This window comes from Phormidium sp. FACHB-1136 (genome assembly GCF_014697375.1).
Classification (GTDB): domain Bacteria; phylum Cyanobacteriota; class Cyanobacteriia; order Phormidesmidales; family Phormidesmidaceae; genus Nodosilinea.
In genome coordinates, this window is the sequence record NZ_JACJRS010000121.1 from 1 (window position 1) to 15,291 (window position 15,291).

At 57.7% G+C, this 15,291-nt stretch carries 6 protein-coding genes and 2 pseudogenes; 3 read left to right on the forward strand and 5 right to left on the reverse strand.

Annotated elements, in window-relative coordinates; translation table 11 throughout:
- Positions 1-337 precede the first annotated feature (337 nt).
- Positions 338-749: pseudogene (locus tag H6G62_RS23340) on the forward strand (transposase); the annotation flags it as partial.
- Positions 750-823: 74 nt separating this feature from the next.
- Here the strand turns inward: H6G62_RS23340 and H6G62_RS28070 are convergent.
- Positions 824-1,479, reverse strand: a pseudogene (locus H6G62_RS28070) (IS5 family transposase); the annotation flags it as partial.
- 688 nt (positions 1,480-2,167) lie between these two features.
- Between H6G62_RS28070 and purD the strand changes: the two are divergent.
- Positions 2,168-3,445, forward strand: a complete 1,278-nt coding sequence (purD, locus tag H6G62_RS23350) for a phosphoribosylamine--glycine ligase (RefSeq protein WP_190499685.1) — start codon at positions 2,168-2,170, stop codon at positions 3,443-3,445.
- Positions 3,446-3,487: 42 nt separating this feature from the next.
- Here the strand turns inward: purD and H6G62_RS23355 are convergent, their stop codons facing one another.
- From H6G62_RS23355 to H6G62_RS23370, 4 genes are all read right to left on the reverse strand, one after another.
- A complete protein-coding gene (locus tag H6G62_RS23355; protein WP_190499687.1) occupies positions 3,488-6,466 on the reverse strand; it encodes a tetratricopeptide repeat protein in 2,979 nt (992 codons plus the stop codon).
- Between the two features lie 313 nt (positions 6,467-6,779).
- Positions 6,780-7,259: a hypothetical protein gene (locus H6G62_RS23360; RefSeq protein ID WP_190499689.1), complete on the reverse strand. Its 480-nt coding sequence runs from the start codon at positions 7,257-7,259 to the stop codon at positions 6,780-6,782.
- Positions 7,234-8,331 carry a tetratricopeptide repeat protein gene (locus tag H6G62_RS23365; protein WP_190499690.1) on the reverse strand — a complete coding sequence of 366 codons (1,098 nt, stop codon included), beginning with the start codon at positions 8,329-8,331 and terminating at the stop codon, positions 7,234-7,236. Before H6G62_RS23365 ends, H6G62_RS23360 begins: the two co-directional genes overlap by 26 nt.
- Positions 8,321-9,637 (reverse strand): tetratricopeptide repeat protein, encoded by a 1,317-nt coding sequence (locus H6G62_RS23370; protein WP_190499692.1) that lies wholly within the window; start codon positions 9,635-9,637, stop codon positions 8,321-8,323. The genes H6G62_RS23365 and H6G62_RS23370 overlap by 11 nt, the downstream gene beginning before the upstream one ends.
- A 525-nt stretch (positions 9,638-10,162) precedes the next feature.
- Here H6G62_RS23370 and gltB point away from each other — a divergent pair.
- Positions 10,163-14,752, forward strand: coding sequence for a glutamate synthase large subunit (gene gltB / locus H6G62_RS23375; protein WP_190499694.1), 4,590 nt, complete (start codon positions 10,163-10,165; stop codon positions 14,750-14,752).
- The last annotated feature ends 539 nt before the right edge of the window (positions 14,753-15,291 follow it).

Here is a 15,291-nt window from a genome sequence, read left to right on the forward strand (position 1 = left end):
TGCTTCTGAAGCTCTTGCTTTTCCTCTGACGTTAGATAGTTTCTGACTCCCATGGCTTATTCCAGAATTTTAATGTATTATACGCAGTTTAGATGACTAACAGCTTAGGACAACGGCTTTCGTGCTTTGTCCTAACCACATCTAATACCAACAAAGCACCTTGGAGGAATGGCTGATCTTGGAGCTGCACCTGGGACACACCTTGCCCATTCTGGATGGCATCGACTCAATGCTGATACCCTAGGCCATCGCTTTTTCTAGGGAGGGCTGCGGCCTAGCGTGATCGTCCGGTCTCCGCTGCTCCGTTTCGCCGTGGTCTTTCAGCAACTTGATCAATCGGTGGCGCATGGCGGGGCTCGACGAGAAGATTCTGACGCTCTATGCCCGTGGCAGCAGCACCCGAGACATCAGTGCTCAACGGGAAGAACGCTATAGGGTCAATGTCTCGACCTCGCTGATTAGTGAGGTCACCGATGCGGTCAGCGAGGACGTCAAAGCGTGGCAATGTCGGCCCCTCGATGAGGTGTTACCCGATAGTTTATCTCGACGCCCTCTACGTCAATATCAAGGTGTCCGGGCGAGTCAGCAAGCGGGCCGTCTACGTCGTCCTGGTGGTGACGGTGGAGGGCAGCAAAACCCTGCTAGGTCTGTGGATTGGCGAGGCGGAGGCGGAGGGGGCCAAGTTCTGGCTCAAGGTGCTCACCGACCTCAAAAACCGGGGCGTGAAGGATATCCTGATTGCCTTTTGCTACCCTATTTCCAGAACGATTCAAACTCTGAACCGTCACAGGCTTACACAAAAATCTGAACACTCTCCCTGCACTAATCGTCGAGACCAGCGCAACCAGCCAAAGATACGCTCCACAATCCAGCATTTCCTGACCAGAACAAACCCCTTGACTTCCTTCGGGCGCAACACCACTTCCACAATCCAGCCCAAGGTGTCCATCGTCTATTGGATAAACTTAAAGCCGCTGTAGCCGCCATCCACCCACACCAGATCAATGCGAGCCATCGCCGCCCCCATCTGATGGAGTTTTTGCAACACCTGTTTTCCCCCCTCTCGCTCGGTGACGCTGGCAGCGGTGATCACGACCGCCATCATCAGCCCCAAGGTATCGACCACACCGTGGTGCTTGCGTCCCTTCATCTTTTTGGCGGCATCAACGCCCACCGCTCGATGCACCATCGGCGCAGCCGCAACGCTTCGACGATCCAAAATCACCTCCGATGGGCTTTCCGGTCGTCCTTCCGAGACCCGAACCCAGGCCCGTAGTCGGTCGTGAACGCATCCCAGGTGCCATCGTTCACCCAGGTTCGATAGTCGGTGTAGACCGTTTGCCAAGCCGGAAAGTCGCTCGGCAGGTCTCGCCACGTGCATCCGTGCTTGACCAGGTAGAAGATCGCGTTCAGCACCGCCCATAGACAGACACTTCGGGGGCGACCACCAGGCTTGGCTGGCGGTAAGAGGGGTTCAATTCACTCAAACTGATCGCGGGTTAAGTTGCTGGTGTAAGCTGTAGTCCTGGCTCTCACGAGGCTAAGAAGTGTTTCTACCTCCAGCCTACACCGTGTGAGCTTTTTTACTGGCTACGCCGCTTTTCAAACGCCCTCTTAAGGGGTTTCAAGATTCCCTTAAGGGCACCTCGAAAAATCCAAATCTTCGTGGGAGTAGCTACGAAATTTCAAGGGTTTCAGGCTTTTCATGTTCGCTATACGGTAATTAATCGAGGTGCCCTTAAGGTTCACATCATTAAGGTTGTTTTCGAGTAGCGCTATCATTCCCTCTAGGGAGAGGTCACGAGTGCAAGTCTCGTTAAGGGCTTAGGTTTCAGCGATCCATGCCACACTGCTGTGGGGCATGGCTGCCAGGTGTCCTTAGGCGAATGGATCGCAGGCGATCCGTAGGTGTCGATCAGCAGAATTTTAGAATCTCAGCTTAGATGGGTTAGGCCCAAGCGCAACTCATCTAAGCTCTATTCCCCATGAGTGGCACCCTGACAACCCCATTCTAGAAGGTCAGGAACGTGGGAGAATAGAGGGCGAAATTGTCACTGCTAGGCTGTCCAAAGGGGCTAGTTAGTGGCATTCTAGGTTCGCGATACATGGGTTCGCGATACAGTGGTGTGGCGCTGATGAGATTACGTTATCCCTTGGGAGGTTCTCTGTGAAAGCATTAGTGATCGGCAGTGGTGGCCGAGAACATACCCTTGCTTGGGTGTTGCTTCAGTCTCCCAAAATCACCGAGGTGGTTTGTATTCCGGGCAATGGCGGTACGGCGAACCTGCCCCACTGCCGCAATTTGGCCCTCAACCCCGAAGACTTTGAGGGCATTGCGCGGTTTGCCTTGGTCAACAACCTAGAACTGGTCGTCGTGGGGCCAGAGCAACCTCTTGCCCTGGGGATTACCGACTTTCTTCAGGCCCAAGGGCTGAAGGTGTTTGGCCCCTGTCAGGCGGGGGCACAGATTGAAGCCAGCAAGGCGTGGGCCAAGGCGCTGATGATGGAAGCGGGCATTCCCACTGCCCAAGCGGAGGTCTTTGAGGAGGAAGCAACCGCTCTGGCTTACCTCAAGACCCAGAAAGTCCCCATTGTGGTGAAGGCCGATGGCTTGGCGGCGGGCAAAGGGGTGATGGTGGCCCAAACCCTCGAAGCGGCCAGTGATGCCGTCTCCGAGATTTTCAGTGGCAAGTTTGGCTCTGCTGGAAGCCAGGTAGTCATCGAAGAATTCATGATCGGGCAGGAGGCCTCGGTGCTGGCTGTAACCGACGGCCAAACCATTCGGCCCCTGGTGCCCGCCCAAGACCACAAGGCCATCGGTGAGGGCGACACTGGCCCCAACACGGGTGGCATGGGATCCTACGCCCCTACCCCAGTGGTTACTCCGGCCCTGATGGAGCGCATCCAAACCGAGGTGCTGGAACCCGCCATCGCCACCCTGCGTCGTCGTGGTATCGACTATCGTGGTGTGCTCTATGCGGGGCTGATGATTACCCCCCAGGGTGACCCGAAGGTGGTGGAATTTAACTGTCGCTTTGGCGATCCCGAAACCCAGGCAGTGCTGCCTCTGCTAGAAACGCCGCTGGATCAGGTGATCCTGGCCTGTATTGAGGGTCGTTTAGAATCCCTGCCACCGCTGGAGTGGAAACCTGGTGCCGCTGCCTGTGTGGTGCTGGCCGCTGAGGGCTACCCCGATGCCTACCCCAAGGGCATGGAAATTTCCGGCCTGACCGAAGCCGCCGACACCGGGGCACTGGTGTTCCATGCGGGCACCCAGGCCAAGGGAGGCATCATCACCGCCAACGGAGGCCGAGTCTTGGGGGTAACGGGCCTGGGCGATACCTTCGAGTCTGCCATTACCAATGCCTACACTGCGGTGGATAAAATCCACTTTGAGGGGATGTATTGTCGCCGAGACATTGGCTACCGGGTTAAGAGACGATAGACCCAGATGGGCCTAGACGGCTGAAGTGGTTGGGGAGATGGGTTATAGCCCGTTGCCAATCAGGATGAACGGTGCCCAGTAGTAGGGGTGGGCCAAGCCCACGGAAGACTCCTCCGGTTCTGCTAGCTCAAAACCGCGCCGGATGCCCAAGGTATCCATGCGGTTGTCTAGACTGGCTTCTCCCTTTAGCAAACTCAGTTGGGCCTGACGCAGGGCCTCGGCCTTGGTCAACTCTCCGGTGGACAGCAGGGCATAAAAGCGTTGCATCAGTAGGCTAGTTCCGGCATCGTCCACTTGCCACAGGGTGGCCATCACGGTTTCAGCCTTGTTGCGTCCCAAAAAGTAGGAACTCACTCCGGCAATTTCGGTGCCGTCAAGAGCGGATCCACCGAGGGCTGTCTCACAGGCCGACAGAATCACCAAGTGCAGATTGCGAAGCTGCGCATCCAAGGCACCAATATCGGCTAGGGCAAGGCGCTGCCCCGTACCCGAGAGGATATAGGATTCGCCCTGGGTGCTGGGCACAAATTCGGCATGGGTGGCGATGTGCAGAATGTTGGCCCACCGCACGTTTTGGCTGAGCGCATCGAAGGTAAAAGCCTCATCGAGGAAAATTTGGCCAGGGAAGATGCCACGGTCGTCGTTGTTGGACTCGCGGATGGCTTCTCGCAGTTCTTGGGCCACGTTGGGCAGGGCGTTAAAGCCGGGAATAGGCTGGGTAAGTCCCAACCCCAGGGCTGAAACGGATGCCACATCTCCCAACCGTCCCTGGGTATCGGTGAGGGCCGCTGAAAGCACCGTGGAAATGGTGTAGCGTTCCAGCAAATACTGGCTACCGTCGTAGAGGGCAGCCATGGGCAGGTAGCGGGTGGTGTGGTCTTGGGCGAAGATCAACTGGCGAATACGGTTTTTCTCTAGCTCGGCTTCTAGGGGGGCAATTAGCCAGCCATAGAGTTGCTGAGAGACCACCTTAAACTCGTCGTAGGCTTGGGCATCCTGCCGTTCCAACAATTCCCGAAACCGCACCACCGCCCGACTCAGTTCTGCCTGGGAAACCGCCACCTCCACGCTGCCCACCACGCCACCCGTGGCTGTCCACAGCAGCCACAGCCGATCCTCCAGCACCACGGGATAGATCAACACCGTACCGGGCTGGGCATTGACCAAATCGAGGGCATCGCTGGAGAGGCTCGTGGGGTCATAGAAAACCCTGTCGCTGGCTCGTCTTTGGCGCACGGTTTGCTCAAAACTTGCCACGGTTTGGTCGTACTGTCGCTCTAGGGCCATCTGCTGGTCGTAGAGGGTTTGGGGACAGTTGGGGTCGCATTCTGAAATGGCCACGCCGAGGGCAATGAGGCTACCGTGGGCCTCTACAACGGGCTGTTCGACGGGGTCGTAGGTGAGGGTGCCGCCGGAGTAGTGGGCGCGGGTGAACTTCCGTAGTTCTTCAACCTTCAACAGTTCTAAAACCTGCTGAGCTTCAAGAATTCGGCCTTGGTCTAGCAAGAGGTTGGTCAGGGAACGGTAGGTATCGGCTACGGTCTCGGTGTAGGAGTCTTGCAGGGATTGCGCTAGAGCACGGTTGTTGGTGCGAATTGTTTCATAGCTGTTGACTGCTTCTTTGAGGAAAATAATAGCCAACTCTGGCTGATTGAGATCTCCATAAACGATACCCAAATTATTGAGGGCACGTCCTTCCCCAGCACGATCTCCAATTGTGCGGGCAAGCGCTAGAGATTGTTGGTAAACACTGATGGCCTGCGGGTAATCTTCGAGCTGGTAGTAAGCATTACCTAAGTTGCAGAGAGCATTGATTACTCCCTGGGAATTAATAATCTCGCGAGCGATGGTCAGGTGTCGCTGATGGTAGTTGATAGCCTGCCCATAGTCTTCTAGGACGTAGTAAACATTGCCCAAATTGCCTAGAGCAGCGCCTTCTCCAACTCGATCTTCCATTTCCTGAGCCACAGCCAATCTTTGCTGTAGAGCTTCAATAGCTTGAGTATACTGACCAAGATGTCGATAGACTAAACCTAAATTGCCCAAGGCATGAGCCTCTTCAGTGCGATTGTCCATCTCACGGGCTAGGGTCAGGTGTTGCTGGTAAGCGTTTAGAGCTTGCGAATATTGCCCTAAACTACGGTAAACATGACCCAAGTTACCTATGGCGTTGGCTTCTCCATCACGATCCTCAATGCTACGAGCAAGGGCTAAACTTTGCTGGTAGTAATCCATCGCCTGTGGATATCGTCCCAGACCGTAGTAATCGCTGCCCAAGTTACCCAGAGCGTTACTTTCTTCATAACGATTTCTGTCTTCACGAGCCATCACCAGTTGTTGTTGGTGATAAATAATGGCTTGAGCATATTGTCCGAGATCATGGTAAGCAATGCCTATATTGCCTAAGGCTGCCCTCTCTGCGGCCCGATTGTCACTCTCTCGAGCCAAATTCATACTGCGCTGGTAGAAGTCAATGGCGTCTCGATATTGCCCCAGATCACTATATACATTGCCCAAATTGCCCAAGGCGCTTGCTTCTCCCTGGTGATCTCCGATCTCGCGAGCTAAGGCTAAACCTTGCTGATAGTAGTCTAATGCTTGCGAATGCTGCCCTAGATCATTGTAGACATTGCCTAGATTGCCTAGGGTGTCCACTTCCCTTTCACGATCCCCACTTTCACGGACAATAGCTAGGCGCTGCTGGTGACAATCAAGGGCTTTAAGCGGTTGTCCTAAGTGACTGTAGGCAATACCCAGGTTGCCTAGCACATGACCTTCCCCAGCACGATTTCCAACGGCCCGATAGAGTTCTAATGCAGCTTGCCACGACTGCGATGCATCACGAAACTGGCTAGCGTCATATTGCTGTATCCCCTGCTGAAAGAGGCGGTCGGCTTCTGCGGATTGGGCTTCATTGGGGGCCGTTTGGGCAATGGCAGGTAGGGGCATGGTTAGCCCACCGGGGGCCAGGGGCAGGCCCAGGGCAACCAGCAACCAAAGCCATTTCCAAGAAAGGCGCATAGGGGCAAAACCGCAACGGGAAAAGACAACAGCCTATCCCAGGTTTAGCCGATAGATGGGGGTTGGGGCAAAGTTGCGTTAGATTCCTTTAGGTTTTAGGCGCATTTTGTCAGCGGGGGCCATGGGTTTGGGGGACGTTTTGTTGCCTTCAGTCGGTGGACTTCATCGATTGGTATCACGGGGCTAAGGTTTGCCAACCGACGGTAGGCCCAGCAGGCGTTTGAGAATAGCGGTTACGGTATAGAGTTGGTGCCCTGGCGGGTCGATAGCGTGAACTTGTCGGATACATCGTACTGACGCCGTTGAGTCCACTTCACTTAACAAACAGGTAGTCTTCCCCGGTGGTAATGAGGCCAAAGATAGGGGCTTGGGCTTCTGGGTTGCCCATCATATAGGCCAGGGTTTGGGGCAAGGCTTGCATCACGCTAAAGCCGTAGCGCGTGCTCTCTAACAACACCAGCCAAAGCCCAGATTGCACCACCAAAACGTCGATAAGCCCCTCTAACAGGGTGTCGCCATCCTCAATCTGAAAGCGAACAAACTGTTCTCCCTGAATTTTGTAGGGTGGGTCGCAAAGACCCAATCGCTCTAGCAGGGGCGGTACCAAAATCAGGTTAACGGTGCTTTCCGTGATCGCGCCATCAGCTTGGTAGTCCTGGTAGCGGGCTTTCAGTTGGATGGTGATTTTGCCCTCGCTGCCCAGTTGGAAGGGATGTTGGGATAGCCGATGGCGGCGGCGACGAGGGGCGTTAGATTTCTTTCGCTCCCTACCTTGGGGGCGGCTGTCGTTCATTGGCAATATCGGCGGCTAGGGTGGCGTTGCCGAGGGCTTCGGCTCCGGCTTGGGCGGCGGCAAGCTGGGCGGCGGCGGCTTCGGGGTTACCCGTGCGGTTGTAAAGGGTGCCTAGGCCGTACTGGGCCATGACCTGTTCCTCCAGATTATCGGTGGCGATGGCCAGGGCCACGGCCCGCAGGTAGTGGGTTTCCGCCCGCAAACTCAGGCCGCTGCGCAGGTAGATATCCCCCAATAGTCGGCGCACCTGGGCGAGGTCAAACCCTTGGGAAACCAGGTTTTCCAGATCGGCTAGGGCGGCGGCAGTGAGTTGGTAGCGGGGGTAGACCTCCTCCACCAGGATCAGGGTTTTGGCCAGTTCCGGTAGGTCGAAGGCTTGCACAGCGGCGATTTGTTCAGTGGCTTCGGTGGCCTCATCTCCGGCCAGCAGGTTAAAGGCCAGTTCTGGTGGCTCGTCGGTGGATGCGGTGCCCGTGTCGGCTTGCACCACCAGGGTGTAGCGGGTGCCGGGGGAAAGGGGCGGTTGGTCGGCGGGGTAGGGCAGGGTGGACTCTGGGGTGGTAATTTCCCACAGGCTGCCTCGGCGGGTGCGTAGGGAAACGGTGTATTGGCTGGCCCCCTCCACGGGGTTCCATTGCAGGGTGGGAGTGGGGCTAAGCACCACATCCTGACGGGGGGCAATGATGTAGGGAATCGCTGGGTCGCTGCCGCCGCGCAGGTCGCCCACCCCAAACTCAGGCTTGAGGGCCGATGGCGTGCCGGGACAGCCATTATTCACCGCCGACACCGTCCCTGCTGGCACCACCCACCGAGTGCGGCCATTGGGGCAGACCACCTCCACCCGACTGCCCCGGCTGGGTCGCAGAATATCCGGGCCGTAGAGGGCCGTACCAGGAGACGCAGGCTGAAAGATGGTGCCCGTGGCCCGTCGTACCTCCACCGCCCCCTGCACCGACACAATTCGGGCCAGGGATGCCTGGGCGACACCGGGAAAAAGCACCCACACAGCGAGGGAAAGCGCCGTTACCCAAGGTAGGCGGGGGGAGGGAGAACAATGGGGGTTAGTTAGCATTGGGAGGCTCCGAGGGCGGGATAGGGGCGGGCTGGGTGAGGGCTTGGCGGGCCATGCCTTCCCAGGCGTCATATTCGGGACGGTTAGCCAGTTGTAGACATTGCGTCCAGGCCTCCGTCGCCGTGGGCAAGGGGGGGACGCCACCGGAGGGGGAGGGACTGGGCATGGCATTGGGATCCGCCTCCTGGGCCTCAATCACCTGGGCCAGCAGACAGTAGGCATCGGGCCGGGGGGGATCTAGGGATGCGCCGATGGTGATGGCCTCCAGCAGAGCGGTTTCCGCCTCCGGCAGGCGACCCTGATCCAGGCGGGCTTGGCCCAGGTTCTTATACAGGGCGTACTGAAGCTCCGGCTCCTGGTCTGACAAGGTGGGACTGCTGAGGGCCATCCGCAGTAGGGTCACCGCCTCATTGGGGTTGTCCTGGCGAAGATAGAGGCGGGCCAGGTTATTGTATGCCGGGAGATAGCCCGCCCGCATCGCCCGCAGGTATTCGGAACGGGCGGAGTCAAACTGCTGAAACTCCTCATACATCACCCCCATGCGGAACTGGGCTTCGGGGTAATCGGGCATAAGGTTGAGGGCTTGCTGGAAATTGGTTTGGGCGCTGGCCCAGTCTCCGGTTTTGTAGTGGTCTTGCCCCTGTTGGTTGTAGATAGCGGCAATGCGGGGCAACCCCAGGGAATGGAACAGAAATAGCCCCGTGGCCAGGGCTAGGGCCAGAAAAAACTTTAGCTTGGCCCAATTTTGTCGGGCGGGGCCAAAGCTCAACACCAAGGTTTCTAAAGCCTGCTGTCCCACCTGGGTCAGGGCACCGCCGCTGGCAAACAGGGTGAGCACCACGGGCACAATCGCCCCCAGGGAACTCCAAATCCCCGGCGCACTGGCGGTAAAGCGACTGGCCACGTCCTGGGCCAGGGCAAAGCTAATGGTGAGCAGGGCAATGGTGAGGCCACCCCACAGCCAGCCCAGGGCTTCCTTAGGCGATTCCGGATCCGGGGGAAACCACCACCAATGATGATCGGGCGGATGCACACTCTTACGCCAGTCCGCCAGGGGCGGCACGGTGCCCAACCGCTCACTCTGGCGACCGAGATCGGCATCGGTATTGGCCAACTCTAGCCAAATTTGCGGCGCAATCACCACATCATGGGAGCTATCGGCTAACTGGTCGATTAAGTACTGGGTGCGATCTCGGCTGCGTAGGGTGGCCAAGACTGTTTCCTCACTCCAGGGCTGTTCCGCCGCCAACTGGGTCATCCAATGGCGGTAGTCAGCAATGGCAGTTTCAAGAGGATGGGTACCCATGGGTAAAATTAGGGTGAGAACTTGAGATTGGGGCGGAACTTTGAGATCTGGATCAGCTTTCTATCTATGGCTGTAGCCGAGAAGAATGATAAAAAAGTGGCAAAATTCTACCATCACCACCGACAACACCAAGGGGGTCACAGGTACGCTCCACCAACCACAGTCAAGAGATCAAGACAATCCCTTGGGCTTTCATAACCCACCGATTGATTCACCATCACCGCACTGGGCACACTCTTCCGGTCGCTTTTCCATGGCCGGAAGTCGGGATAGACATGGAGTAGGGAGGACGTCCTGGGGTAAGCGCAACCGGGCGAGCCTGGTATCAGAACGTACAGAATGGCGTTTACCACCGCCTACAGGTCAAGGGACTTCCTGGGAATTGATACTGATATTTTTCTTAAGAGATGGGGGCAAATCAATCATCTGACTAGAGAATACGGATGGATTAAGCCAGGTTAAAGTCCATATCTGTTGGCTGCCCCTGGTGCTGTTGTCCGCCGTCGTTACTTTAGTTCGACCCGTATGAGCCGAATTCAACCGCCCCAAGCCCAAGGTCTGTATCATCCCCAGTACGAGCACGATGCCTGCGGTGTGGGCTTTATTGTCCACATGAAGGGCCAGCAGTCCCACAGCATTGTGGATCAGGGGCTAACGATTTTGGTGAATCTGTCCCACCGAGGGGCGGTAGGGGCCGAGGCCAACACGGGCGACGGGGCCGGAATTTTGCTGCAAATGCCCCACAAATTCATGGCCAAGGTGGCAGCGACGGAAGGCATTACCCTACCCCAGCCCGGTCACTATGGGGTGGGCTTCTTTTTCTCGACGCCTGATCCGGCGGATCGGGAGAAGGGGCGGCGATTGCTGGAGCGCATCGTAGAAGAGGAGGGGCTGCGGGTCTTGGGCTGGCGGAATGTGCCGACGGACAATTCCTCCCTGGGCGATACGGCCAAGGCCAGCGAACCCTTTATGGAGCAGGTGTTCATCGAGCGCACCCCCGATGTAGCCGATGAACTCGCCTTTGAGCGCAAGCTGTACGTGATTCGTAAGCGTTCTCACTCTGCGATTCGCCCGACGGGAATTGACCCCTACTGGTATGCCACCAGCCTGTCTTGCCGCACTCTGGTTTATAAGGGAATGCTGACCCCGGAACAGGTGGGGCTGTACTTCCCCGACCTGGCCGACCCCGATATGGAAAGCGCCCTGGCCCTGGTGCATTCGCGCTTCAGCACCAACACCTTCCCCAGTTGGGAGCGCTCTCACCCCTACCGCTACATTGCCCACAACGGCGAAATCAACACCCTGCGCGGCAACATCAACTGGATGTATGCTCGGCAATCGATGTTTGAGACCGACCTGTTTGGCGACGACCTGCGGCGCACCCAGCCTGTGATCAACAAGGACGGCAGCGACTCCGGCATTTTTGACAACACCCTAGAACTGATGGCGCTTTCGGGCCGATCCTTGCCCCACGCCATGATGATGATGGTGCCCGAACCCTGGACGGCCCACGAATCCATGAGCGCCGAGAAGAAAGCCTTTTATGAGTACCACGCCTGCCTGATGGAACCCTGGGACGGCCCCGCCGCCATCGCCTTTACCGACGGCACCATGATGGGCGCAGTGCTGGATCGCAACGGTCTGCGGCCCTCCCGCTACACGGTGACGAAGGACGATCTGGTGATCATGGCCTCGGAGGCTGGTGTGCTGCCCATCGCCCCCGAAAACGTGGCCTACAAGGGTCGTCTAGAACCCGGTCGGATGTTCCTAGTGAATATGGACGAAGGCCGCATCGTCGCCGACGAGGAAATTAAGCACCAAGTCGCCAGCGAACAGCCCTACCGGGAATGGCTCGATCAGCATTTGGTGAAGCTGGCTGACCTGCCCGAATCCCCCGTACCTGCCGCGCCCCAGCCTGCGCCCCTACCGATTCTGCAAACGGCCTTTGGCTATAGCTTCGAGGAACTGCGCCTGCTGCTGAAGCCGATGGCGGAGAACGGCGTGGAGGCGGTGGGCGCGATGGGCACCGATACGCCGTTGCCCGTGCTGTCTAACAAGCCCCGCTTGCTGTACGACTATTTCCACCAGCTCTTTGCCCAAGTAACGAACCCGCCGATTGACTCCATCCGCGAGGCGATCATCACCTCGGCCCAAACCACCATTGGCAGCGAGCGCAACCTGCTGAAGCCAGAGCCAGAAAGCTGTCGGTTAATTAGCCTGAATACGCCGATCATCACCAATGGGGAACTGGCCAAGCTGAAGACGGCTGGGGACAGCGGCTTCCCCTCGGTGACGTTGCCGATGGTGTTCTCTGCTAGCGAGGGCGAAGCGGGCCTGAAATCCGCTCTGGACAACATCTGTGCGGCGGCGGATGCGGCCATCGCCGAGGGCAAGAGCCTGATTATCCTGTCCGACCGGGATGTGAACGCTAGCCAAGCCCCCATTCCTGCTCTGCTGGCCGTGGCCGGATTGCACCACCACCTGATCCGCAACGGTAGCCGTACCCGTGTGGGCCTGGTGCTGGAATCCGGCGAACCCCGTGAAGTCCACCATTTCGCCACCCTGATTGGCTACGGCTGCGGCGCGATCAACCCCTACCTGGTGTTCGACACCATCCAGGGCATGATGGACGACCAGCTTTTGCCGCCGATGGATTTCGACAAAGCCTGTCAGAACTTCATCAAGGCCGTCACCAAGGGGGTGATCAAAATCGCCTCCAAGATTGGCATTTCCACGATTCAAAGCTATCGCGGTGCCCAGATTTTTGAAGCTCTGGGCCTGAACCAAAGCGTGATTGACCAGTACTTCACCTGGACGGCCTCCCGGATTCAGGGGGTGGGGCTGGATGTGCTGGCCGAAGAAGCCCTCAAGCGCCATCGCCACGCTTTCCCCGACCGCCCCACGGAAAACGTCACCCTGGATGTGGGCGGCGACTACCAGTGGCGCAAGGAAGGGGAGGCCCACCTGCTCAGCCCCGAAGTGATCCACGCCCTGCAAAAGGCGGTGCGAACCGGGGACTACGAGGCTTACAAACAGTACGCCAAACTGGTAAACGACCAAGATAAGCAACTCTTCCGCCTGCGGGATCTGCTTCAGTTTAAGCAGCGGGAACCGATTCCCCTGGAGGAGGTGGAACCCATCGAGGCGATCACCCGCCGATTTAAGACTGGGGCGATGAGCTACGGCTCCATTTCCAAGGAAACCCACGAAGCCCTGGCCATTGCCATGAACCGCATCGGCGGCAAATCCAACACCGGGGAGGGTGGCGAAGACCCAGAACGCTACACCTGGACCAACGACCAGGGCGACTCTAAAAACAGCGCCATCAAACAGGTGGCTTCCGGTCGGTTTGGGGTCACAAGCCTGTACCTCTCCCAGGCCAAGGAAATTCAAATCAAAATGGCCCAGGGCGCAAAACCCGGTGAGGGTGGCCAACTACCTGGTCGCAAGGTTTACCCCTGGGTGGCCAAGGTGCGCCACTCTACCCCCGGTGTGGGCCTGATTTCGCCACCGCCCCACCACGATATCTACTCCATCGAAGACCTGGCGGAACTGATCCACGACCTCAAGAACGCCAATCGCGAGGCCCGCATCAACGTCAAGCTCGTTTCCGAAGTGGGGGTCGGCACCATCGCCGCTGGGGTGGCCAAGGCCCACGCCGATGTGATCCTAATTGCCGGGTTCGATGGCGGTACCGGAGCCTCGCCCCAAACCTCGATCAAACACGCTGGCCTGCCCTGGGAACTGGGCCTCGCCGAAACCCACCAAACCCTGGTGCTGAACAACCTGCGTAGCCGCGTCGTCGTCGAAACCGATGGCCAAATGAAGACCGGGCGGGACGTGGTGATTGGTGCCCTGCTGGGGGCTGAGGAATTCGGCTTCTCCACCGCACCCCTGGTTTCCCTGGGCTGCATTATGATGCGCGTCTGCCACCTGAACACCTGCCCCGTGGGCGTGGCCACCCAAGACCCCGAACTCCGCAAGCACTTCATGGGCGACCCCGACCATGTGGTCAACTTCATGCGGTTCATCGCCCAGGAAATGCGGGAATGGATGGCCCAACTGGGCTTCCGTACCGTGGATGAGATGGTGGGCCGCACCGACGTTTTGGAACCCAAAGCTGCCATTGACCACTGGAAGGCCAAGGGGCTGGATCTCTCCCCCATCCTGCACCAGCCGGAGGTTGGCCCGGAGGTCGGTCGCTACTGCCAGATGGCTCAGGATCACGGCCTGGAGCAGTCCCTAGACATGACCAAGCTGCTGGATCTCTGTGCCCCCGCCATCGAACGGGGTGAAAAAGTCAGCGCCACCCTGCCGATCCAAAACATTAACCGTGTTGTCGGTACGATCCTCGGCAACGAAATCACCAAACGCCACTGGGACGGCCTCCCCGAAGACACCGTTCACCTCCACTTCCAGGGCAGCGCTGGCCAAAGCTTTGGGGCCTTTGTACCCAAGGGCGTTACCCTCGAACTGGAGGGCGAGGCCAACGACTACCTGGGCAAGGGGCTGAGCGGCGGCAAAATCCTGCTCTACCCGCCCAAACAGTCCACCTTTGTTCCGGCAGAAAATATCATCACCGGAAACGTCGCCTTCTATGGGGCCACCAGCGGCGAAGCCTTCATCCGTGGGCTGGCTGGGGAGCGGTTCTGTGTGCGCAATTCCGGCGTCACTGCCGTGGTAGAAGGGGTAGGCGACCACGCCTGCGAATACATGACCGGGGGCAAAGCCATCGTCCTAGGTCGCACCGGGCGCAACTTTGCCGCAGGCATGAGCGGCGGCATCGCCTACGTGCTGGATGAAACGGGCGACTTCCCCACCCGCTGCAACCGCGAAATGGTAGACTTGGAAGCCCTGGAAGATCCCGAAGAAATCCGCGACCTGCAAGAGCTAATCCAGCGCCATATCAACTACACCGAAAGCAAACTGGGGCAGCGCATCCTCGATAACTGGGAAGCCCTGTTGCCCAAGTTCATTAAGGTGATGCCCCGCGACTACAAACGGGTGCTGCAACACATCCAAAAAGCCCTCGCCGATGGCCTCACAGGCGACGATGCCCTCACCGCCGCCTTTGAAGAAAACGCCCGCGACGTGGCCCGCATTGGGGGGAGTTAAATGCTCGTCGTGGGTTGCATGGGCGGGGTCATTCCGCCCCTAAAGCGCTCATTCAAGGTTGAAGTGCATCACCTGCTCAAACCCGCTTGCAGTCATGGATCTGTCACCCAACTTACGAGAGGCCATAGAACCTGGCACTGGACGGCTAAAATGGGACGCCTTGTATAGCCAGTGCTCTACAAGGGCTCTAGGCAACGAGAAATCAAGGATTATATTTTTAGAAACCAGTGTCCCCTAGCTTCAACGCTCGCTGAGGGACGGTTACTATCTTTATTTGAAACAATTATAGCGGTTCTCGATAGAGTGAGATACACCGTTGCTGGGTTCTAGATCCCCCCAGTACCTAGCGGTCTAAGGTTCGCTCTGTACCCCCCTTGATAAGGGGGGCAGGGGGGATTATCGTAATGTACTTCAACCGAGTGAAATCCGCTATAAGCTGTTAGTCATCTAAACTGCGTATAATACATTAAAATTCTGGAATAAGCCATGGGAGTCAGAAACTATCTAACGTCAGAGGAAAAGCAAGAGCTTCAGAAGCA